The sequence below is a fragment of the Bacillus sp. PK3_68 genome, assembly GCF_003600835.1.
Lineage (GTDB): Bacteria > Bacillota > Bacilli > Bacillales > Domibacillaceae > Pseudobacillus.
In genome coordinates, this window is the sequence record NZ_NQYC01000002.1 from 157,819 (window position 1) to 179,865 (window position 22,047).

The 22,047-nt window shown below is 39.7% G+C and carries 24 protein-coding genes and 4 pseudogenes; 2 read left to right on the forward strand and 26 right to left on the reverse strand.

Translation table 11 applies throughout. The features are described 5' to 3' along the window. Nucleotides 1-8: 8 nt before the first annotated feature. The 17 genes and pseudogenes from CJ483_RS23005 to CJ483_RS23080 form a co-directional block, all read right to left on the reverse strand. Nucleotides 9-404: a 2Fe-2S iron-sulfur cluster-binding protein gene (locus CJ483_RS23005; protein ID WP_220702351.1), complete on the reverse strand. Its 396-nt coding sequence runs from the start codon at nucleotides 402-404 to the stop codon at nucleotides 9-11. 115 nt (nucleotides 405-519) lie between these two features. Then, the gene (locus CJ483_RS23010; protein WP_142927255.1) at nucleotides 520-891 is read right to left on the reverse strand and encodes a luciferase domain-containing protein; all 372 of its coding nucleotides are present in this window, start codon (nucleotides 889-891) and stop codon (nucleotides 520-522) included. A gap of 142 nt (nucleotides 892-1,033) precedes the next feature. Then, the gene (locus CJ483_RS23015) at nucleotides 1,034-1,789 is read right to left on the reverse strand and encodes an FAD-binding oxidoreductase (RefSeq protein ID WP_481747758.1); all 756 of its coding nucleotides are present in this window, start codon (nucleotides 1,787-1,789) and stop codon (nucleotides 1,034-1,036) included. A 3-nt stretch (nucleotides 1,790-1,792) separates the two neighbouring features. Next, a pseudogene (locus CJ483_RS25910) lies at nucleotides 1,793-2,028 on the reverse strand (2Fe-2S iron-sulfur cluster-binding protein); the annotation flags it as partial. Between the two features lie 6 nt (nucleotides 2,029-2,034). Further along, nucleotides 2,035-3,099, reverse strand: coding sequence for an aromatic/alkene monooxygenase hydroxylase subunit beta (locus tag CJ483_RS23025; protein WP_120038479.1), 1,065 nt, complete (start codon nucleotides 3,097-3,099; stop codon nucleotides 2,035-2,037). Next, entirely contained in the window at nucleotides 3,100-3,402 is a 303-nt protein-coding gene (locus tag CJ483_RS23030; RefSeq protein ID WP_120038481.1) for an MmoB/DmpM family protein, read from the reverse strand. A 31-nt stretch (nucleotides 3,403-3,433) separates the two neighbouring features. Further along, on the reverse strand, nucleotides 3,434-3,805 hold the full coding sequence (locus tag CJ483_RS23035; protein ID WP_259455848.1) for a monooxygenase system ferredoxin subunit: 372 nt from the start codon (nucleotides 3,803-3,805) through the stop codon (nucleotides 3,434-3,436). After that, nucleotides 3,798-4,046: a toluene-4-monooxygenase system B family protein gene (locus tag CJ483_RS23040; protein ID WP_120038484.1), complete on the reverse strand. Its 249-nt coding sequence runs from the start codon at nucleotides 4,044-4,046 to the stop codon at nucleotides 3,798-3,800. Before CJ483_RS23040 ends, CJ483_RS23035 begins: the two co-directional genes overlap by 8 nt. A gap of 127 nt (nucleotides 4,047-4,173) precedes the next feature. Then, nucleotides 4,174-5,646 (reverse strand): YHS domain-containing protein, encoded by a 1,473-nt coding sequence (locus CJ483_RS23045; RefSeq protein WP_120038486.1) that lies wholly within the window; start codon nucleotides 5,644-5,646, stop codon nucleotides 4,174-4,176. A gap of 1,215 nt (nucleotides 5,647-6,861) precedes the next feature. Further along, nucleotides 6,862-7,833, reverse strand: coding sequence for a 5-oxoprolinase subunit C family protein (locus tag CJ483_RS23050; protein WP_120038488.1), 972 nt, complete (start codon nucleotides 7,831-7,833; stop codon nucleotides 6,862-6,864). Between the two features lie 2 nt (nucleotides 7,834-7,835). Beyond that, nucleotides 7,836-8,719 (reverse strand): annotated as a pseudogene (locus tag CJ483_RS23055) (5-oxoprolinase subunit B family protein). 13 nt (nucleotides 8,720-8,732) lie between these two features. Further along, the gene (locus tag CJ483_RS25360; RefSeq protein ID WP_342754658.1) at nucleotides 8,733-8,879 is read right to left on the reverse strand and encodes a helix-turn-helix domain-containing protein; all 147 of its coding nucleotides are present in this window, start codon (nucleotides 8,877-8,879) and stop codon (nucleotides 8,733-8,735) included. Between the two features lie 26 nt (nucleotides 8,880-8,905). Further along, on the reverse strand, nucleotides 8,906-10,798 hold the full coding sequence (locus CJ483_RS23060) for a sigma 54-interacting transcriptional regulator (protein WP_259455851.1): 1,893 nt from the start codon (nucleotides 10,796-10,798) through the stop codon (nucleotides 8,906-8,908). 249 nt (nucleotides 10,799-11,047) lie between these two features. Next, entirely contained in the window at nucleotides 11,048-11,824 is a 777-nt protein-coding gene (locus tag CJ483_RS23065; RefSeq protein ID WP_120038490.1) for a LamB/YcsF family protein, read from the reverse strand. A gap of 72 nt (nucleotides 11,825-11,896) precedes the next feature. Beyond that, entirely contained in the window at nucleotides 11,897-12,097 is a 201-nt protein-coding gene (locus CJ483_RS23070) for a tautomerase family protein (RefSeq protein WP_120038492.1), read from the reverse strand. An 89-nt stretch (nucleotides 12,098-12,186) separates the two neighbouring features. After that, the gene (locus tag CJ483_RS23075; RefSeq protein ID WP_120038769.1) at nucleotides 12,187-12,471 is read right to left on the reverse strand and encodes a tautomerase family protein; all 285 of its coding nucleotides are present in this window, start codon (nucleotides 12,469-12,471) and stop codon (nucleotides 12,187-12,189) included. Nucleotides 12,472-12,502: 31 nt separating this feature from the next. After that, the gene (locus tag CJ483_RS23080; protein WP_120038494.1) at nucleotides 12,503-13,849 is read right to left on the reverse strand and encodes an acetyl-CoA carboxylase biotin carboxylase subunit; all 1,347 of its coding nucleotides are present in this window, start codon (nucleotides 13,847-13,849) and stop codon (nucleotides 12,503-12,505) included. Between the two features lie 352 nt (nucleotides 13,850-14,201). Between CJ483_RS23080 and CJ483_RS25915 the strand changes: the two are divergent. Continuing rightward, nucleotides 14,202-14,336 (forward strand): annotated as a pseudogene (locus CJ483_RS25915) (IS110 family transposase); the annotation flags it as partial. A gap of 159 nt (nucleotides 14,337-14,495) precedes the next feature. On the opposite strand, the gene CJ483_RS23085 reads toward CJ483_RS25915, so the two are convergent. The 3 genes from CJ483_RS23085 to CJ483_RS23095 form a co-directional block, all read right to left on the reverse strand. Continuing rightward, nucleotides 14,496-14,744 (reverse strand): acetyl-CoA carboxylase, encoded by a 249-nt coding sequence (locus CJ483_RS23085; protein WP_120038496.1) that lies wholly within the window; start codon nucleotides 14,742-14,744, stop codon nucleotides 14,496-14,498. 264 nt (nucleotides 14,745-15,008) lie between these two features. After that, the gene (locus CJ483_RS23090; RefSeq protein WP_120038498.1) at nucleotides 15,009-15,998 is read right to left on the reverse strand and encodes a 5-oxoprolinase subunit C family protein; all 990 of its coding nucleotides are present in this window, start codon (nucleotides 15,996-15,998) and stop codon (nucleotides 15,009-15,011) included. Next, the gene (locus CJ483_RS23095) at nucleotides 15,991-16,869 is read right to left on the reverse strand and encodes a 5-oxoprolinase subunit B family protein (RefSeq protein ID WP_120038500.1); all 879 of its coding nucleotides are present in this window, start codon (nucleotides 16,867-16,869) and stop codon (nucleotides 15,991-15,993) included. The genes CJ483_RS23090 and CJ483_RS23095 overlap by 8 nt, the downstream gene beginning before the upstream one ends. 745 nt (nucleotides 16,870-17,614) lie before the next feature. Between CJ483_RS23095 and CJ483_RS23100 the strand changes: the two genes are divergently transcribed. Then, entirely contained in the window at nucleotides 17,615-17,833 is a 219-nt protein-coding gene (locus tag CJ483_RS23100; RefSeq protein ID WP_120038502.1) for a hypothetical protein, read from the forward strand. Between the two features lie 626 nt (nucleotides 17,834-18,459). Here CJ483_RS23100 and CJ483_RS25570 read toward each other — a convergent pair. The 6 genes and pseudogenes from CJ483_RS25570 to CJ483_RS23130 all read right to left on the reverse strand — a co-directional run bounded on the left by CJ483_RS25570 (nucleotide 18,460) and on the right by CJ483_RS23130 (nucleotide 21,980). Further along, nucleotides 18,460-18,633, reverse strand: coding sequence for a DMT family transporter (locus CJ483_RS25570; protein WP_342754662.1), 174 nt, complete (start codon nucleotides 18,631-18,633; stop codon nucleotides 18,460-18,462). A 299-nt stretch (nucleotides 18,634-18,932) separates the two neighbouring features. Continuing rightward, nucleotides 18,933-19,211, reverse strand: a complete 279-nt coding sequence (locus CJ483_RS23115; RefSeq protein WP_142927256.1) for an MFS transporter — start codon at nucleotides 19,209-19,211, stop codon at nucleotides 18,933-18,935. Nucleotides 19,212-19,243: 32 nt separating this feature from the next. Then, a complete protein-coding gene (locus CJ483_RS23120; RefSeq protein WP_120038506.1) occupies nucleotides 19,244-20,197 on the reverse strand; it encodes an MFS transporter in 954 nt (317 codons plus the stop codon). 104 nt (nucleotides 20,198-20,301) lie between these two features. Then, nucleotides 20,302-20,469, reverse strand: a complete 168-nt coding sequence (locus CJ483_RS25920) for a helix-turn-helix domain-containing protein (RefSeq protein WP_481747759.1) — start codon at nucleotides 20,467-20,469, stop codon at nucleotides 20,302-20,304. Between the two features lie 81 nt (nucleotides 20,470-20,550). After that, nucleotides 20,551-20,634, reverse strand: a pseudogene (locus CJ483_RS25925) (AAA-type ATPase lid domain-containing protein); the annotation flags it as partial. A 38-nt stretch (nucleotides 20,635-20,672) separates the two neighbouring features. Beyond that, nucleotides 20,673-21,980 (reverse strand): sigma-54 interaction domain-containing protein, encoded by a 1,308-nt coding sequence (locus tag CJ483_RS23130; protein WP_120038510.1) that lies wholly within the window; start codon nucleotides 21,978-21,980, stop codon nucleotides 20,673-20,675. Nucleotides 21,981-22,047 lie beyond the last annotated feature (67 nt).

Sequence of the window (22,047 nt, forward strand, 5' to 3'; positions counted from 1 at the left end):
CCTCCAAATTACTCTCCTTTTGCAGGCCCTCTACGCCACCCCGGTTTAGGGTAGGCTTTTGTTAGCAGCCCCTTTTCTAGCCGGTGCTGTACGATCTCTCGCCTTGTCTGGTGAGGATCGTGACTAAGCGTCAGCGGCGAGCAAGGTTTAGCTGAGCACATAAGCACAAATCCCTCTTTCAAGTCCTCCGGATAGTAAAGATATGCTCCACTATGGTCAACTGCCCCTTCTATGATTCGTGCAGCACATGCCAAACACCACCCTTGGTCACATGCGCGAGGCCATTCTACTCCTGCTCTGAGAGCCTCATAAAGCAAGTACTCGTCCGGATCTGCCTGAAAGCTCACTTTATGATCAGAGAGAATGATAGAAACTGGATAATGTTCTCTTTCTTTAAGGCTCATAGACATATCAACACTTTTACTATTCCGACAATTTGATTTTTGGACACTAAGTTGGATTTATAGGTCTGAATATTACAAAAATTATTAGTAGCTGCTTTCACTATTTTTACCACCTCTAATTATCTACATTTTCAATCCAGCCACGGGCATAAAAGTAAGATCCTTGTACAATGCGCCATACAATTTCCAGTTCTTGTTCATCCCTTGGAGCATATACGATAAAATTCTGGGGTGGCAATGCCCCCGCCATATAGCGTACAAGAGGATGTATGCACGACCACCCAGCCTTGAGAACATATTCTCCCCACTGAAGCATTAGTGGCAAATGGATACTCCCGTCCGTTCGGATCAAGGCAAATTCGCGATTCCGAATAAATGCTTCTTCTATCCCATCTGTAGATGTTTCATCCATGACAAGAGCCAATGCGGGTACTGAGAGTTCAGTAGGTTGTAGGGTGACATCAGGCAAGCGAGATGCTCTTTCCAACAACTTCTCCCGCAGATGCTCCGGTGATGTTTCTTCCACTTGCAAGCACGGATATCTCACTTCAATCTGTGGCGCCGTTCCTGTTCGCTTCGGCAAATCTTGCAATACTGGTGGCAGATCAACTGAAATCCTAGTTCTTGTCTTATCCAAAACTATCATAGTGAACGTGCATAACGTCCACCTCCCTCTCATCGAGCAAGTTTCGCACTGCCTGAACCATCACTGGGGGACCTGCAATATAAAACTCATACTTGTCCCAAGGCTCTGTAAGACGGCGAACCATCGCATCGGTAACAAAGCCCACTTCTCCATTCCACTCTTTACTACTTTTACTTATGACAGGTATGATTGTTCCTTTGTCAATCGATTCTAGCAATTGTTCTACTTCATTTAGCATAACAAGATCTTTAGGTGTACGTGCTCCGTAAAACACAGTGCACTCCCTTTCTTTTGAATTGCCCCACAACGACATTTGGCGCACCATGCTGAGGATGGGGGATATACCTGTTCCACCAGCGATAAACACTGCAGGGCGTGAGGTATCTTCCAGGAAAGCTGATCCATAGGGTAAATCCAGAGTAAGTTCTGTATCAGGAGTTAAAGTGAATAATTTCTGGCTTCCTATGCCATTTGGGTATCTCCGTGCAATAAATTCTACCTCGCGACTTTCTGGCAAATTTGCCATCGAATAGGCCCTGCGCAAACCGTCACCAAGATTGAGGATAGCATATTGACCAGGTTTGTAAACGGGGGTTCGGTCTACTTGCAGACGAAACAACGCCACATCTTCGGCCAGAGTCTCAACATCTGTAACCACTGCATGATAATCACGGGTTGCAAGATGCTCCTGTGGGCTTTCCTGAGCTTTCGTCTTCAAAGTTACATTACTTTTAGGCACACTTTGACAAAGAATGATACGACGACGCCTTTGATCTCGTTCCGAGAGAGACGGAGCTTCCGGTAACAAACAAGTTACTTCACCCTCCAGCAATGTTGCTTTACAGGTGCCGCAGCCCCCCACCCACACTCAAACGGCAGCCATACTCCCTGCCTTCTAGCTGCAGTAAGTATCGTCTCGCCGTCTTGCACTTTAAAAGTAACATCAGAATTTTGAACAGTAACCACATAGTCTCCCATACTTAATCAAGACCTAGACTCACTAAGAATTTCTGATGAGCTTTGCGCACGGTCCTCACAATCAAGACCTAAACTAGCTAAGAATTTCTGATGAGCCTTGCGTACGGTCTCTGTCACCTCCTGAGGATTCATTGGCTGCGGAGCTTTAGCAAACAAAGGAGCTAATCCTTCGACTGCACGATAAGTTGGTTCTTGCCATTTTTCTATCCAGCTTTCAAGCAGTTGACGATTACCTGCTTCCCGTTTTATCGAGTAGTTGACCAATTCAGTCGTCCACTGTTGAAAGCGTTGGTTATCAATATTAAAATCATGGTGCATTAGGGCGAGCAATTCATCTCCATTCTTGCTGGCTAATTGTGCAAATTGCACGTTATATAGGAGATCGTATACAGGTTTGACAACGAGGTTCAGCGCTGCGAAACATTCTCCCCAGTCATATGCAATCATCAGCTTCTCCAATACTTCCCGCAATGGTTGCCAATGAGGATCATCTTCCCAAATCTTTCGGGTTCTTTCAGAATCTGCAAGATACTGTGAGTCTCCTTCGAGTGACAATGCTTTCGTAATGTACGCATTGTGCTGTAAACGTCGCAACTCATCTGCACCCTGGAAATAGGCCACGTTGGTAATATAGGCTGCCGGCGCCATTTGTGCCATATACAAGCCAACAATCTGCAAAATGTGACCCGAAAAGCGACTAGGAATGTAGATTTGTTCGAGAGTATCGGTCCAATCTTTTGATAGCTTGGCATAGTGATCCTTACGTTCAAATTCATCGATCAGGTTTTCGAGATATACTTCCCGTTCTTTTTGCAAATGAACATAGTCGCGATAAGTTAGACGCTTAGGATCACGAAAATCTTCCCAATCGTCAACTTGAAAAGACGACCCTTCACGATACTTTAAGTACCATCGGTTTAAAGGTGCTTCGGAATCAAGTTCAAAAGGCGCTGGGGAATTTCTAAAATTATAATTCACCTTATGACTGACAGCCTCATATTCGCTTGGCACACGACGCTCCGTCCATAAACTCCATGCTTTTTTCTTTCTTCTTTCACGAGCTCTCGCCATTTAGTTGTCCTCCCTCTCTAAGTAAAAAATCAACTCTCTATCTTCTATAAAATTTATCCGTCCTGCAAAAGAAACAAAACTTTGTGTAATCTCAGACCAGGAAAAAGAGCGGCCTAATGCCTCTTTCAAACTGTCATAAGTAATGCGACATTTTCCCGGGGTTTGAATCTTAACGTAAGCGCTCCTATCTTCAAATGTCACCTCAATCCCAGGATTGTCGGTCTCAATAGCGACGAAAAGTGCTTCAGCTATCTCCGGATCTCGAATCATGGGTCCTACCATTTTCACGTGCCCTTTTATCATCAAAACAACCTCCTACTTCTCTTTATTTTCCTTATGATTTCGACGCACTGCAGCGGTTATACCGTTTGGTCTCGCCTTTTGGGAATCCGATATAAATCTGCTCCTCCTCTACCCGCACTTCATATCGGTAGAGACTGCAATTTTTTGGATTTACTCCCTTTCCCGTATTCACCTCAAACTGCCATTTATGTGCAGTGCACGTGAGAATTCCTTTTTCGAAATCACCATCGGCAAGAAGGATTTCTTGATGGGGACAAACACCTTGGTAGGCAACAATTTCTCCCCCTTCTAGATGAATCAATAAAACGGTTTCTCCTTCAACTTCTAAATCAGTCATTTCTCCTTCCCACAGGTCATCTAATGTAATCGTTGGAAACCATTCAAGTGTTTTCGTATCAGACATCATAAAACACCTCAACAAAATCCATTGGCTCTAAACCTACCTCTGTGACCGTCAAATGATCTGGTTGAACCTGACCATTATATTTCACCTTCAAGGGGGCTTGCTTTGGTTCTACCCGCACACCAACTGAATGAGAAGAGACTTTTTCAGCCACTTCGGACATCGTGTCCTTTTCTTCTACTTGCACTAATACATGTACAAAGTCCTCGTTATGAGCAGCTACTAACGGAACCGCAGTCATACAACATCATCTCCATCCATCATCATAGTTTGGCTGCCTTCTGAGCAGTGCATTGAGGCTCCCAGAGAGCAGTGTTGAAAGCACCTTAAAGAAATGAAATCAAACGACTATTCTTTTCATCGTATTTTTATTTAACCCAAGCAAAATTGTCTGCATCCTGACCCATGGTTTCTGGTGTAAGACCCATATAAGCAATAGCTCCTTCAGGTGTCGATGGCTGGATTTGTCCACTGACCATTCGATCAACAATACTCAAATGACTTGCAAATCGTTTAGGTTGAGTATCAAAGATCCATTTACATGGTTCTGAACAGAATGAATATCTTCTGCCATTGTATTTGGACACATAAGGTGCAATATGTTTCTTTTTCGGATCAGAAGGCCTGACGATAGGAAGTTGGCAACAATTACAAACCACAGGTAACGTTTTCGGATTCAACTTTTCGTATTGCCCCTCTTTGGCATTTTTAGTAATAACATCCCAGTATTTACCGAAGCTGTCGTTCCAACCAGGGTACTTTTCCTCCAACCACTCTCGTTCTTCAACTGACACACCAGCGTCAGGATTCCACCAAACAGCATTTCTCCAGAACCATACACCCATTTGCTGCCCGTGATGGTACCAGTCAAGCTCATCTAAAAAGATGTCCCAGTACCACGGTTTCTCCATACCAAAATCAGTAAACATATCAATAAATTGCTTCATAATCCATTCTTCCATAAATTCCTTAAACGACATGGTTCGGTGCTCCAATGGCGTGTAGTAATCCATCGAGAGGCCTGTCAAAAGACCAAACATTTTCCAAGAACGCCACCACATTAGGTCTACTATCTGTTGTGCTTCTTTTTTCTTGCCGTTTTCAATCAAAATACGAAGCGTAGGTTCCCCGATTTGCGCGTGACGGGATTCGTCAGTCTGAATACTGGAAATAAGGGAACCGAACTCTACGTCACCCACGCTCAGCGCATCTGTTGCCATTCCGAGAAATTGTAGATTCGTAAATCCTGTTTCGAATGTAAAGGGCATTTGCAGGGCAGTAGATACCGCATCATTAGCCACAACCATATCGTCAAACAAACTCTTTGAAGCAATCGCACCCCAATTATTCGTATGAAATGCTTTGTGAGCAAAATCAAACTGTGGATGCTTATCTAACAATCCATAAGGAAAGTACATTTGAATTTGTCCATGACGTTGCTCATCTAGGCATCCAAAAGTTGCCGTATTTCTCCACGAAGCTGCCAAGCCAAACCGTGCCATCCTTGCTTCTCCAATAGAGGCTAGCCATTCTCCCACCGCAACTGCACCATAATGCAATGTAAGCGATGTTTTCCAACCGTTGTCCAAATTGTCAAAAATTTGCGAACGACCAATTGCTGATTTAACAGAGTAAGTCGAAGCTTCTTTATCTGACTGGTTAAATACATATTCACGATAGGATAATTTAAAAGGCTCATCCCACCCCCACCATTTTTCCAATGGCACCCCATTGTTGAGAACTTGCTCTTCGGGGAAAGCCTCATCCTCAGACACATAGCGTAGTCGCCAATTCATGTCCCGAGTTAGATCATAATAATCACTTCTATCAAGTTTCGGCATGCATTCTTTCCTCCTAACAAATATTTGACGCTGGGAGTAGCATCTTCAAAATGAATAATGCAAATATGATGCCAAATGTAAACGCTTTATCACAGCATAATGGTTGATATCGTTTAAAATTAAGCGTTTTGAGTTACGATAAAGTTGTTTTTAAACAGGGTCTGCAAGAATTTTACAGACTAAATATCTCAAGTTAGTACTAAAACAGCATGATGCATAGTTTGACATTTTTAAATTAAACTACTTTATTTTTATTTTGACTTCACAAAAAGATATAAAAAAAACGACTAACTATCATAAAACTATATAAAACTGGCCCTTGTGTCAGATTCCTATCTTGAAGCATTTCAAAGCTGAAATGTAGATTTCTATAAGGAAAGGGTAAGTAAAATACCTAATTTCTCAACGTTTTCTAGCAGATTATCCTCAAAGTACACACCTTATTATTTCAATGTGGAAATATTGTGTCTATTTCATATTTATTTTTTAATATCAAAACTTTTGTATTAGTTGGTAGTCTTGTATAAAAAATACTTTTTTCCGGAGTCCGCTGAAAAACTATAGATTCTTTCATTATTAAGTAATAGACATTAAAAAAGCTTTCAATTATGGAGAAATTCCAAGATCGAAAGCTTTTTAAGTTAAGTAGGGATCATATTTACCCCATAAACTTTATTATTCTTTTAAGGTTCATTATAAATATAGCCATAGTACCTTATATATACATACCCATGGGACCCGATGATAATACTGCAACATATTCGTGTCTAGGCTTTCACTAACTATTCTTGCCTTCAACTTTATACAGTTCCCTAGCTTTTTCTTTATGATACATTCACATATCTCTTCTTTCACACAGATCGGTAAGAGATTACATTGCGTCCACTGACTCGAGGTACATGCGTAAATGAAATATCTATCCATTCACTTTCCTCAATATTTAATCTTGAGGAACAATGACATTATAAACATTAAAATAAGTACTTAAGTTCATTGTACAACGAAATAAGCATCCCATCATCGTTTAACACAATGACGAGACGCTATTTTACCTAGAGAAGACTTTTTCAGCATCCGCTTTGCTATAGATCTTCTCTGTTGTATGGAAAAGGATTCATTCTATACTCTCCGCAAGAGATACCTAACTATAGTTAACCCCCTTTTCTATCCTTTTGATTGAGTACATCCATAACAGGGGCCCTTTCAAACTTAATGTTATTTGCAGGATTCAGCCAATTCAGCGATCTTCTTTTGGCGTATCTTCCGGGCCTCGATAGCTTCGTTCATGGAAACTGCTAAAAATCGGGAGGTTTCCGTAGGCCTGGATTGAGCAATTAAATCTAAATCAGGACTAATCACTGTTCCGATCGTGACAAATCCTCCCCCGGTTGTCCCATCATGTAACATAACGATCACTTCTTCTTCATTGGGCACCATGACTACCCCGACCGGATATGGAATATCGACAACGTTAGAAGAACTGTCTCCCGCTCCGAATGGCGCTTTGAAAGTTTGAAATTTAACCGAACTGCCCGTATAGCGATAGGCGACTCGATTTGATTCATTCGATACTTTCCACTCTGAATTAAGAAAGGATTTAATCCCGTCATCACTAATTAGTCCCGCAGATAGCCCCATCACGACGCGAAGCTCACTATGCTTTTGGAAGTTAGGCAAATATGAATGCGGGATGGATTTTCCAACTCTTTTAAACACTTCCGGCGGAGGTTCTCCAATGGGAATACAGTCTCCAACGCTCAACCCGCGTCCCTGAAAACCTCCAAATTGGCTATTTAGATATGTAGAACGGCTTCCTAACACTTTAGGTACTTGGATTCCACCAGAAACACATAGGTATGTTTTTACTCCTTGATTCGATGGAGAAAAATGCAAAATATCTCCTTCGCACATCTTGACATTTTCCCACATGGGGATAAGTTGGTTATTCTTATACGCGGTCATCGGTGCCCCTGTAATGCAAATTACAGTTTCCCTTTCAAAAAGAATCTTAGGGCCAAAGAATGTCATTTCTAACCCAGCAGAATCCATAGGATTGTTAAGCAATAGATTTCCCGCCATAAAGGAGTATTTGTCTGCTGCACCACTTCGGGGAATACCATAATGATAGTTGCCATAGCGTCCAAGATCCTGAACGGTTGTATTACCTGCTTCTATGATCCTAAGCATGTTTAAAAACCTTCCATAAGCTCAAGAATATAATCTTTTCCTCTCCAGAAGTATTCTTCTGGAGAAAATTGTATGTTCTTCATCTGAAACCGATAAGTACCCTGTTCAACCTCATTAGCAATCCTATGATATTCTGATTCAGTAATTGATCTGTGTTTCCACAGATCCCCTGGCTGAGCAAGAAAAATGGAGTCCTTGAAATCCTCAAGAATTTGATCCTGGTGAAAAACTGGTACAGCAGACATTCCAATCAATTGATAACCTCCCCATGTTGAAACCGGATAAATCACTGTAAAAGCCCCCCCAATCCAACAGCCTGTCTTGGCGAATCCGTTCTAGGACTAATATACTTAGGAGTTTGAATGATTTCATCTTGCGGTATACCAAGAGGGAATTCCCAAGCGGCTCCAGGATTGAACCCCATCATGGTTATAAGATGTGGTACAGATGTATGTGCTTCTATAAACGCTTCTTTATCTTGAAATCCGTTCACTTTCATAACAAATTCAAAATTTGTGAGAGATGGTTCGGGATGGCGATCCTTAAAGAGGCGGGAATATTCCTGCGTAATAGGATCGTCATACCAAATCGGGATCTCTACAATACGTATATTCAGATCTAATTCAGATGAATTACTTTTCAGAATATCTATTTCTTTTAAAATGTCTAGTAAATCGTAAGCTGAAATGACGTCCGGGTTAAAATGAACGAGATATGATGCATTCGCTGGATAAATGTCAATGACGCCAGGAATTTGGCGAACCCATAGTTCTTTTGTAATAGCTATCGCTTTAAAATTGCTTTCTACGCGCATATCTTTAGATATTTCCGCAAAAATATATTCATCGCCGCCGAAATGGAAACGAGTCTCCGGGATCGTAAACATGTTTGCGCCCCCCTTATTTCAACATTTTTTTTCTGCGTCGGCTAATGGTTGCAGGACTTACCCCCAGAACTTCAGAGACCTTTGCTGCTGTACCATACTTTTTTAAACCCAACGCAATCATCTGCATTTCTACTTCTTCGATAGCTTGCTTTAAGGGCATAAACTCCAAAGTTACAGCAGGTTTTTTTATTTTTTTTGATCGTTATAGAGCACGAGAAGAACATCATCTGCGTGAATAAAATCATCTTGGGAAGTCACCACCAGCCGTTCAATCATGTTTTGTAGCTCTCGTACATTTCCTAGCCATTGATGACTTTCAAATATTTCCAAAGCCTCAGTAGATAAAGATTTATCTTTGTTATAAAGATGATTAAAATGTTTTAAAAAATATAAAGATAAAGGAATAATATCTTCTTTACGTTCTCGTAAAGGGGGTATACGAATAGGAATGACGTGCAGACGGTAGTATAAATCTTCTCTAAATTTTCCTGCCTGAACTAACTCCCACAAATCTTTGTTGGTCGCTGCAATAATACGGGTGTCAAGGGAAATCGTTTTCGTACCCCCAACCCGGGTAACTTCACGTTCTTGAATAACCCTCAATAATTTGACCTGCATGTTTAGAGGCAGTTCGGAAACTTCATCTAGAAAAATGGACCCTTGGTTAGCTCGTTCAAAATATCCCGCTCTGCCTTTAGGATCTGCACCTGTAAAAGCGCCTTTTTCATAACCAAACAGTTCGCTTTCTATCAGTTGTTCAGGAATTGCTCCACAATTTACGCGCACAAATGGATGTGAATTCCGCTGGCTCCACTCGTGTACAGCAAGAGCGATCACCTCTTTTCCCACCCCGGATTCTCCTTGAATGAGTATAGTTGAATCGACATCTGTAACTTTTCTTATTTGATCTACTAAAAGTGCCATCTCCTGCGACTGATAGACTAGCCCACTCTTTCTGTTAGAACGACTTTTCAATTGATTGAGTTCTTGTTTATAACCCTCTGACTCTTGCTGAACTTTAATTAATTTTTCTCGCAGCTCGTTCACTTCAGTAATATCACGTGAGATAACTATAATTTTAGTGATCTTTCCTTCATGAAATACAGGAGTGGCCACAGTCCATAGACGCCGTCCGTTTCTTCCCTCATGTATACTTGTAAGTTTTTTTTCTTTTTTTAAGCAAGTCCCTATAATATTCGGTTGAAAGAGACCTTGACTTTCTAAGTCCAAAATATTGCATCCAATGACTTTATCTGGACTTTCTTCTCCCCAAAAATCCTTCAAAAAAGTACCTGCGAGACGCAGGATGGTTCCTTGTGGATTAACTACCAGGATTTGTTCTTGAGAGGATGAGTAGATCGCTTGCATATCTTCATTAAGATCCCGGACAAATTCCAACTCCCTAACAGCCTCTTCCCATTGCTCTCTAAGAAAAAAGATATGGACCAATCCTGTCATTTGTCCATTGCCATCCATACGAGTAAAATTTCCAATCAATTGTTTACTATTAAAATAACTATTTACACTGACCAAGGATTTACCTGCTAGCACATCCTTTAGGGAATGTTCTACCTCTATCAAAGAGCTATAGTTACGACCCAGTAACAAACATGATGACAAACCTAAGATTTCTTCTGCCATTTCATTCACAAAAGTAATTTCCAGTGATTGGTTTGTAGTGACTATTCCGATTCCAGCCCCCGCATTAAGCTGTTTTAAGTGTTTATAAGAAAATTCATGAATTTGTTGACGTACATGTTGTATGGTACTATATCCTACTAGTTCTTCGCTTTCATTGACACCTACATAAACAGAGATGTTATGATAAAATTCTATCTCATGATTTAAGGGCACCTTTAAAATGTCATGTCGATATTCGACAGGTCGCTGCAAATGAGAAAAGCGTTGAATTTGTTGAAGGAGTAAGTCTTTATCCACATACCCTACTACTTTCCCATTCTCTTCGATTAATACTAGTTCAGCACTGTTTTTTGTTATATGATATAAAACATCTTGGACAGTTGCCTGGGATGTAAGGATAAAAGGGACCGGTCGTAATATTTCTTTCCAGCTAAACATAGTATCACCGCCTATCCTCTAGTATCATCATTTGTTATAGTATAGTTTATATTTGAATTATTCTCAATAATTTTTATATTCTAATAATTTATCAATTAATACCACCATATAGCCACTGTTAATCATCAAAAAAGCGGAATAACTGATGAGGCGATCGCTCCTAGGTAATTTACGATGGAGTGATCGCCATTTTTACTTTAAAAGATATGTTTATCGTAAAAGAGGACCGTCAGTGCCTTATCACAATTTTTATACGAGCGTGTTCAACACTTGGTGAATGGGAGCAATCTCTATATTTTCTGCTTTAAACGCTTCGACAATGGATTTTGCTAAAAGTGTGGCACCAGGTGTATCTCCGTGAATGCATACCGTTTCTGCTTTAAGCGATACATCTTCACCCGTATGAGCAAGCACTTTCCCTTCTTTAACCATGCGTACCACCCGATCCGCCATTTTTCCGTAGTCTTCTATGACGGCTCCCGTTCTTGTTAAAACAATAGATCCGGTTGCGGTATGTTCACGATCGGAGTATACTTCTTTGGCTACACGAATCCCCACTTTCTTTCCTGCCTCTATAACGGCTGAATGATTCATCGCATAGACTACGATATCTGTATCTACTTCCGCAATCGCTTCTAATATAATCCTCGCCACCTGTTCATCTTCCATTGCCATCATGTATAGGGCACCGTGAGGTTTGCAATGCTGAAGCTTCATCTCAAAAGCAGTAGTAAATTCCCGTAGAGCTCCCATTTGGTATGTGACATAATCCTTGATCTCGGACAGAGTAGCATTCATTTTCCTCCGTCCAAATCCCAATAGATCAGGCAACCCTGGATGAGCTCCAACAGCTACTCCGTACTTCTTAGCCAATTCCACTGATTCTCGCATGACCTGAGGATCTCCTCCATGAAAACCGCAGGCAATATTGGCCGAAGTGATGTATTTCATCATTTCCTCGTCATTTCCTAACTTGTATAAACCAAAACTCTCTCCCATATCACAGTTCAGATCGACTTTGTGCATTTTCTATTCCTCCCAAATTCATATATATTTTAAAATGTGTTGTAATAATCCTTGAAGTTAAGCTTTTCCTCATTAGTACCGGGATTCTAATTTTCCTGGCAAGGGCGCTCCGCCTTTTGTCCAATCATCTCTTTTCACGTCTTTTATAATAATGCTGACTTCTCCTTTATCAACCTTGAGAGCACGTGAAACAGCATCACTGACCTCCTGAGCTAATGAAAGCTTTATCTTTTCACTTCTCCCTTCAAGCATTTCAATTCGTAAAATTGGCATCTCTATCTCTCCTTTTTATTTTTCATCATGTCATTACAGCTGAATATGATGGAACCATTTGTTGAAAAAAGTACACTTTGTTTTACCCTTTAGTAACTTCTACCCCATGGCCAAAGGATTCCGCCCTTTGCCCAGTGCTTCCTTTTCACCTCGTGCAAAATGATGTCAATCTCTTCTTTGTCTATGTTAAGAGTGTGAGACACTGCATCCGTGACCTCCTGGATCAATGTTAGTTGCATCTCATCAGTTCTGCCATCGAGCATTTCAATTGTTATAATTGGCAAGTCTGTTCCCTCCATTTCTTTTTTACCTTTTCCACTTATTCCGTGTTTTTCATGAGCATGGTATATGGTTACGCTTAAGTTTTCATCCATCTTCAATTGTTGATCTCATTTATCTCTTTGACTAGACATTGACCTTAAGGAGTTTATCAAGGAACCTTGTCGTATATTCACCCCGTTGGAAATCATAATGTTGTACAATCAACTGTAGTAATGTTTTATTGGTTGTTATACCTTCTACCTCAATATTTTCTAATACCTGATTCATTTTCTCGATGGCTTCTTTACGTGTCGCTGCATGAACAATAATCTTCCCTATCATAGGGTCATAGAAAGGTGTAACATTGTCACCTTCTTTAATTGCAAAATCTAATCTCACATCTTCGGGAAGAACCAAGCGCTTAACTGGTCCCGGAGAAGGAAAGAAGGTTTTAGGGTCTTCTGCATAAAGACGACATTCTATAGAATGACCTGTTCTCTTCACATCTTTTTGTTTGAAAGGAAGAGGTTGTTTGGCAGCTAATTGTAACTGTAGTTCCACTAAATCAATACCCGTAATTTCTTCGGTTACGGGGTGCTCCACTTGGAGGCGAGTATTCATTTCAAGAAAATAGAAATTCTTCTGTTCATCAAAAATAAACTCCATCGTTCCTACCGTCGTATAGCCAATCTGTTTCACCCCTCGAACAGCCGTTTCCAAAAGCCGTTGCCGAGTTTCTTCATCTAAATAAGGAGATGGGCTCTCTTCTACCACCTTCTGATTTCGACGTTGGACAGAGCACTCACGTTCAAACAAATGAATGACATGTCCCTGGCGATCCCCAGCTACCTGGACTTCGATATGCCTTGGATTGGTTATATATTTTTCCAAGAACAACGTCCCATCCCCAAATGCAGATACTGCACGTTGTTTGGTTGTCGAGTAGGCCTTTTTAAGCTCTTCCGGACTGTGAACTAGCTCCATCCCAATTCCGCCACCACCGGCACTCGCTTTCAGCATAATCGGGTATCCTATCTGCTCAGCAAGCTCCAACGCTTCATCCACAGATCCCAATGAACCATCCCAACCAGGCACAACGGGCACACCAGCTTTTTTCATTTGAAGGCGAGATTCAATTTTACTTCCCATTAAATCAATGATCTTCGCATCAGGCCCAATGAACGTAATGCCTTCTTGCTCTAAACGTCGAGCAAAATCTGTATTTTCGGACAAAAATCCATAGCCCGGATGTACACCGTCAGATTCGGTTTTTTTGGCTACCTCAATTACTCTTTCGATATCAAGGTAACTTTTTGCGGCCTGTGCCGGACCAAGACATACTGCTTCATCTGCCTCATCTACAAAAGGTGCCATAGCATCTGCTTCAGAGTAGACGGCTACAGTTTGAATGCCTAAACGTTTACATGTACGGATGATCCGACGTGCAATTTCTCCGCGGTTTGCAATCAATACTTTTTTAAAATAGCCCATCAAGGTTCCTCCTCGTATATTGTGTTTAGACCTTTTCAACGAGCAAAACTTTCCTTACTTTTATGTCAAAAAAATTATTGAACACCTCGAGGCATTTCTAGATAATAGGTTTATGATCATTTGAAACAATTCTTTTTTTATTGTGGCTTAACCACATTAGAAACTGTTTCCCAGCTTATGTGTAGAATTTCCGACAGTAAATATCCAATATTTTTCAGTTGTTGATCCTATCTTCGCTAAAATCGCCCAATCGAACGCTTTAACTTTGATGATGTAGCAAAGTTCGCAAAATAAGGCTGTATTAGCGGAAACATTAAACCGGTCTCTTTAATGCAGATGGCTCATCCCTTAGTACCAAGAATATTGCGCGAAGAAACACAATAAAGTATCTCAACATAAAGGAGCACTCGTCTTAACAGCAAGAAAATTAGTTCGTTTAATGTATGCGCTACTAAAAAAGAGTATAAAATACATGGCGCAAAACTAGGTTCTAAATCCTTTTAAATAAAATCCGATGTTTTACATGTAATAACAGACTAGTTTTGCGTACTATTTTTCAATATAAATTGCGCCTTGAGGTTGAAATATCAAATACGTAATCATTTTTCGTTTGGCAATATATTATCCTAGGTCTTTAAGTTCTTTTTTATTTTTCAATAAGAACAACAATCTCTTGACCTGCATCCACAACGTCTCCCTCTTCAACAATACAACGCTCTAAAATACCATCTTGTTCCGCTTTGATTTCGTAATAGTTCTTCATTACCTCGACCAAGCCAATCGTATCACCGACTTTTACTTCTTGACCTAAATCCACAAAGTTAGGATGATCAGGACTGGGTTTACGATAAAACACTCCAGGAAGAGGAGATACAATCGTGATTTGATTTGACATACATATCAACTCCTTTATATTTGTATCCTAATGGTAAAATCCCTCCCGTAAACAGTTCTTTAAAAACTGAAGGTATAGGGGCTCTGCAGGAAACAAAGTCTGCTAGGTAAACTTTTTAACATTTATCATAGTCTTGAATCAGGCCTATAGAACGCTAAGGTATCCTTGTCCATGAAAGTCTATCGGAAACCAAATCAGTGGTTGGTATTAGCTTTTCGCTTGCGAAAAGTCATCCAAATGAAGTTTGGACAGCACTTTAGAATCTCATGACTTTAGTGGTGAGAGATCTAGAAGATGTTGGATTTCAGTTAATTTCTCTTTCAGCTCCCGGCGAGCTTGGATCGCTTCATCTACCGTAACCGGTACAAAACGCACTTTATCATTCGTTTTCACTTGAGCCATGCGGTTTAAATCCGCACTAATTATTGTTGCAATGGTCGCATATCCTCCACCCGTTACAGCATCATTTAATAGAGCAATTGGTTCGATTCCATCAGGGACTTGTATCGAACCTATAGGATACCCCAGATCTACCACGTTAGAAGGATTACTGCCTGCGCCAAATGGTTGCTCGCGCGGAATAAAATGAAGCCTCTCTCCTTTAAACCGGTATCCTACACGGTTGGCCTCCGTAGTTACAGTCCAATCAGTACGCAAGAAACAGTCTTTACTTTCTTCGGTTAGTCGGTAGCTACACAGTCCTATCACTACCCGGATTTCATGGCTCTTGCTATACGTTGGAATAAAAGCATCGGGAATGACAGTTCCTATCGAAACATTTGCCGCTGAATCACTACCAATCCGAAGCATGTCACCCGCTTTAATGGCTCTCCCCTCGAACCCCCCAATCCCGCAAAGCGTGTATGTCGACCGGGAGTTTTGAATGATAGGGACATCAATTCCACCCTTAACAGCAAGATAAACCCGTGCACCAGATTTTACAAAGTCAAATGAAAGGACATCGCCTGCTCTGATCGTTAATGTACTCCACAAAGGGACTGATACCCCATTAATCTTTGGAGGGATGTCTCCTCCTGTTATGGCGATGACGGCATCCTGTTGAAACTCCAGCTCAGGACCCATGTAGGTTATTTCCAAAACAGCATCATTTTCTTTATTACCAACCAATAAATTGCTAACTGCGAAGGAATATTGATCCATTGCTCCAGATGGAGGCATTCCGATTTCATAGTAACCAATTCGTCCTTGGTCTTGAACAGTTGTTTGAAGCCCTGGTTTCAGTACCTTAATCATGGTATAACCTCCCTAATACTCGCTCCGAGAACCCTTTCGGACCTTCTATCACCTCTTGTGGTGTATAGGTAATATTCGCAATTTTATACCGGAAGGTCCCCCCTTCCACTTCCTTTCGTATATGCTCATACTCCTCCCGATCAATAGATCGATAGCGGAAAATGTCACCTTGACGTGGGAAAACCATAGAATCTTTAAAATCAGGCAATTTCTGATCTCGATCAAACACGGGTGCTGCAGCAATTCCAAACAACTGATACCCACCGGCTCCCTGCACTGGATAAATGCAGGCAAATGCCCCACCAAATCCAAAGGCGCGTTCCGGCGTATAGGTTCGTGGACGAACATACTTTGGCACTTCAATTTGCTGTTCGCGATTGACCATTTGAATACAAAAGGGAAGACCCGGAACAAAGCCAATCATAGAGATCAAAAAGGGATAGCTCGTCAGGGCGTGGATAAACTCTTCTTTGGAATGAAATCCGTTGATTCTAGCTGCGTATTCTATATCAGTAGACTCTGGGTCTTGATGACGATCACGCGACTTCATAACCGCTTCATTCGTCCATGGGTCCTCAAAGAGTATAGGGATATCTACCGCACGAGAGTTGATTTCTACATCCAATGTAACTTCAGACTCAATTTGTTTTAAAATTCCTATCAACTCACTTGGATGAAGAATTTCTGGGTCAACCCGAACCATGTACGAAGCGTTGGAAGGACAAATGTCCAAAACTCCGTTTAACTGCCTTTCTCTTAACTTTTGAGTAATCGCTCCCCCTCGAAAATTCGCCTCAGAGTCCATGGCCTCAGCCAATTCAACAAAAACAAACTCATCCCCACCATGCTCATAACGCGTAGACAAATACATTCACCTCGCAAATTTCAGAATTTTCATTCGTCTAAATATTATGCAAACTTTATGCCAACTTTAACGTCGAATTTCCAATACTCAAAATAGATAAGACGTTTCACTTCTGAAATTGGCGGATTTCGATTTTCCTATAAAACGTGAAAAAATGTCTAGTTACCAAGGTTTACTGGTCGTTGTTTCACTAGTGATAGAATCTTCCAGTTTTGAAACACTTTTTAAATAAGGATTATTACAAAATGATCCGACTATATTTTATTTTCATCGCTGTTTATCATCTCTTCTTCGGCCCTTTATGTTGGTACGCTGTTTGCATAATTGCCTAAATAACTAGTTCTTCCCCTTGTGTTAACAGTTCCTAGAACAAAATGCAGGAAGGAGAAAGCACAAATTCACCTAAACATCTGAATAAAAAAAGTGGAGGTGGTACAATCTTATTCATTTTAGAACTCCAAATGCTTTGCTGTGTTGGGAAAACTATGCTATTCCTACAACATCGTGTTTCTTCAAGCCATCCTAGGATTTTTGAAATAGGGAACATCCCTGTAATGAAGAAATTTAAGTTTTAAAAAAAGAGGAGGTATAATCCAGTATGGAAGAAATTAAAGTTAACTCATCACAAGAGCAAAAAGAAGACTACTCTCTGGAAAAAGTGCCTGCCCATTATTGATTCGAGTGGTGGAATATTACAATCTTTATACTTAGTGTTGCTACTGCCATGCTTTCCATGCAAATAGGAAGCTTAATGGCGTTGGAGTACGGTAGCATCGATGCGCTTATCGCAGAAATTTACGCTACCGTTGTTGCAGAAATCGCCGGAATTATAATTACTTACCAAACTGCAAAAACAGGCCTAAATACGAATTTAAAGGCTCGCGGCGGTGGTTTTGTTTATAGTGGAGAGCGAGACTACATACTTTTAGTGCTGGGTGTGAAACAGGTTTGTGTGTTGGGGGCCTTCTGAAGCACAAAACGAAACAGATCCTTATATTGAAATTAAGAAGGGAGAAAATTTTTAAAATTAAAGAGGGCAAAAACGAAAGATGTGGGAGGTTTATATAGGCAACTGCTTTTATGAAATTTGTGAGTATGACAGCCAACTGGAAAGTCAATGGCTCTTTCTATCAAGAAAAGAGGACAAGCCCCCTCCCTCCTATACAGTCCTATAGATAGTTGAACAAAGCAGCTGACTTTGCCGTTGTTGAAAGCGTGGGCAACCACACTTTAAGAAAAGCATTCAGCTTCTAGCTTTATAAAGTAACGAAAGATGTGGCCATACTGCAACAGATCTTGAATCGCTCGTATCCCGGAATTACTGATGAAGAGATCAAAAATGTTTTAAAACTGTTCAGCTTATTTTCCTAGCGATAATAAAGTTGTTTAATTTCAGAGGAAGAAGAACACACCATTACATTGCTTAATCTGACATATTTCAGACCGAAAAGGGGGAACTCAGCTCTAGGATTAGATAAAGTAAGCTGAAAGGTTTTAGATTTCATGAAAAGAAGATCAATTTGAAAAATTTAATAAAAATACGCCACCTATAATTAGTATTAACCTAGATAATTTTAGAATGCTAAAAGACTCATCTCATATTAACAAACCAATTAGAGCAGTTAAAACTATCCCTGCCCATCTTGCATATGCCATTCCGAGTTGTAATTTTTTAAGAGGTATAGAGAAGAGACAAAAGGATAAGCAATATCCAATGATCACTCCAATAGAAGGCAACAGCTTTTTAAATCCTCTTCTAAGTTTAAGCATCGAACTCCCAAACACTGACTTATGATAGCTGCGCACAATAGTATATATGAGTTCACTGGCTTCTCCCTCCTTCCCGTAATTTATAGTGCTTTTCAAATAGATCTATTATTAAACATTAAAGAAGGAATCACTATTCTTCAAAGTAGAAGAATTGATTCCTTCTTAAGATACACGGGTTACCTGCGCTTTAAATTGTATAAATCTTATATAAACAAAGAAATCATTAGCTTACGCCTAATTTCACAAATTTCCTCACGAGAGGCGCATTTCTACAGATAACAATCCTTCGGTTGTTTTTCCTAGTTAACTTTGATTACTGTATCATCAGTTGTTTTCATATTTTCGCTTTTCTTCGGATCCTTACCTAAAAATCCTGCAGTGAAATTTAGAACAAAGGTAGCCACTATAATGCCAATAAATCCTATTGTATAAGCACCGGTCGTATCCTTTATATAGCCCATTATATATGGGTATAAAAAACCACCTACTAAAAATCCAATTCCTAAAATAAATCCATTGGCGGTAGCAACATACTTAGTTCCTACGGATTCCACTGCTGAAGCTAATGCAACTGGCATTCCAGAATATACACCGACACCTACCAGCGGCATCATAAAGGCGACAAGACCATAACTGCCCCTGCCAATGCAATGGTAAGAATCACTATTGTAAGGGTCATCCATAAGCCTGCAAGTATAATAAATGGCTTTCTTTTTCCCATCTTATCTGATACCAATCCAAGTACGATGGAAGGAACTACTCCAACTAAGACATATAAAGATGTTAAAAATCCTGCAAGTCCTTCGGACCAACCAGCATCTTCGATAAGAATCGTCGGTACCCAATAGGCAATAACTGCATATAAGCCCCATTCACCAATAAAAAAGGTGGATGCAACAATAACATTTCGATTTCCTATAACTTTGAGATAGTCCTTTAAATTAAATTTTTCTCCTGATTCTTTTATAGTATTTTGGCGTTCAGTGATGTGAGGAGGATTTTTCAATACAAAGAAAGAGATAATTAAGATGACAACTAGGAATATACCACCGAGGGCCGAGCCGTTTTTCCATCCAACAGCTGTAAGAACGTAGGAAAATAAGTAAAGAGAAAACATTGTGCCAATCCCATCAGATGTAAACATTACCCCCATAGCAGAACCAACACCATTTGATTTTTCAAACCATTGGGCTGCCATTGTGTAAGGCCCTACAAATAATAAGCCTACTCCAAGACCAATAAGAGCCCTAGCAAAAACTAGTGTTGCATAACTAGGCATATAGGCGAAAAGAATTTGCCCTACTGCACCAATCAATAGTCCCCACAATATAACATTTCGGGCACCCCATTTGTCTACCAGTACTCCAACAAAGGGTAAGGTTAATCCGCCAACTAAAGCAGTCACTGAAGCCAACATCCCGGTCTGAGCATAACTAATCGATGTGTCTTCCATAATTTGAGTGATCTGAGTTGAGTACCCAATATAGGGAAGGAAACAACCTACTAATGCCAAATATGATAACCAGAGCATTGTCCATTGACCTTTCACCTTTGTATTCGCCATTGTTTAGCCCCCTAAATTATCAAAAAATGAATATTACAAGACGATAAGTAGTAAGAAAATAAAAATATTTAGATAATTATTACTGCAATATTGCAACAAGCCACTTATAAATTATACTTTTTTAATTTCCTAACAATCGTCGATTGATTAACGCCTAGAATCTTAGCCATTTCCCTTGTGTTTTTTGATTTTGTTTTTGCCTCCAATAATAGTTGCTGCTCCACTTTATCAAGATAATCGAATAATTGAGGAAACTTCCTATTTGTATTCATTATCACCTCGTTTGATAAAGGATGATCAGCCGTAAGGGAAATATCTTGACCTGTAATAACAAACCTTTCAATGGTATTTTGAAGTTCACGAATATTGCCTGGCCACGAATGCCTTTTTAACCTTTCTAACATTAACTCATTCATTTCAATGTTCTTATTGTATTTTTGGTTAAAAAATTGAAGGTAATAGAATGTTAAGGCCTCTACATCTTCTTTTCTTTCTCTAAGGGGGGAATAGTAATGGGCACTACATTAAGACGATAATAGAGATCTTCTCTAAAGGTTTTTTCCTTCACCTTTTTTGTAAGATCTTGGTTTGTGGCTGCTATAATACGCATATCTATAGATTTTTCTTGTAAACCACCTATTCTCTTTACCTTTTTTTCTTGTAAAACCCTAAGCAGTTTGACTTGAAGATGTAAAGGCATCTCACCTATTTCGTCCAAAAATACTGTACCATTGTTAGCTAATTCGAAAACTCCTATTTTCCCCCCTTTTCTGGCTCCAGAAAATGCTCCATCCTCATACCCAAATAATTCTGATTCCATCAGGTTTTCGGGAATAGCACCACAGTTTACGGCAATAAAGGGTTTATCATATCTATCACTTAAGCTGTGGACTCTATTTGCAACTACTTCCTTGCCAACACCTGTTTCACCTAAGATGAGAACCGTGGCATCATAAGATGCAACAGATTTAATAAGATCATTTAGGTTATCCATTTCCTTGCTGGCGTAAATAAAAGGCTTTTTCTCCGAATGCTCTTGCTGCATGCTAATCATTTCTTTTTGATAACTAGTTAATAGGTTTTTAACTTCATTTAATTTTTCTTTTAACTCAGTAACCTCTGATGAACCTTTAGTAATCGATATAACCCGAACAATGTTCCCATTAAGGTCCTTAATCGGAACAGATTCAATTTCAAATACTGCTCCAGATTTTGTATATTGCAATCCTTTCTCTCTTTTTCCTGTGTTAAGCACTTTCGCAGTGACTGAGGGATAAAATTCTTTTTGCCTTTCTAAATCAAAAACATTTTTCCCTAAATATTGCTGGTCATCTTTAGCCGTAGCAAATGTGATATTTCCATATCCATCGCTAATGAGTATATTGTCTAAAAAATTACAGAAAATTGTCTCTAACTCTTTAAGCACCCATTTATCAGAAGCAATATGATTACTTATTTGTTCACTAATATTCCAATCTATTACGCTTTCTATTTTTTTAATTTCACTTTTTAATATAACCTTTTCTGATGAACTAAATTCTCTATTATTGAGTATGGGTTTCATTAAAAGATCTTCTAAAGATAAAGTTAAAGCCTGCTTGAAACCTATATCTTTTACTTTTTTATACAAAGTAGATCTGTTTATATAGCCTACGGTCTTTTCATTATCTTGCAAAATAAACCATTGACAATCTAATTCTAATGCTTTAAAAAGAACGATCTCAATGGTAGTTGGCCATGGAATATAAGCAGCATTGTGAAGATGATATTTTCCATTTTCCATATTTTACTCCTAAAATGTTAATATGAAATTTGTTAATTGTTTCATTTAAATGTGGGAGCAATTATAT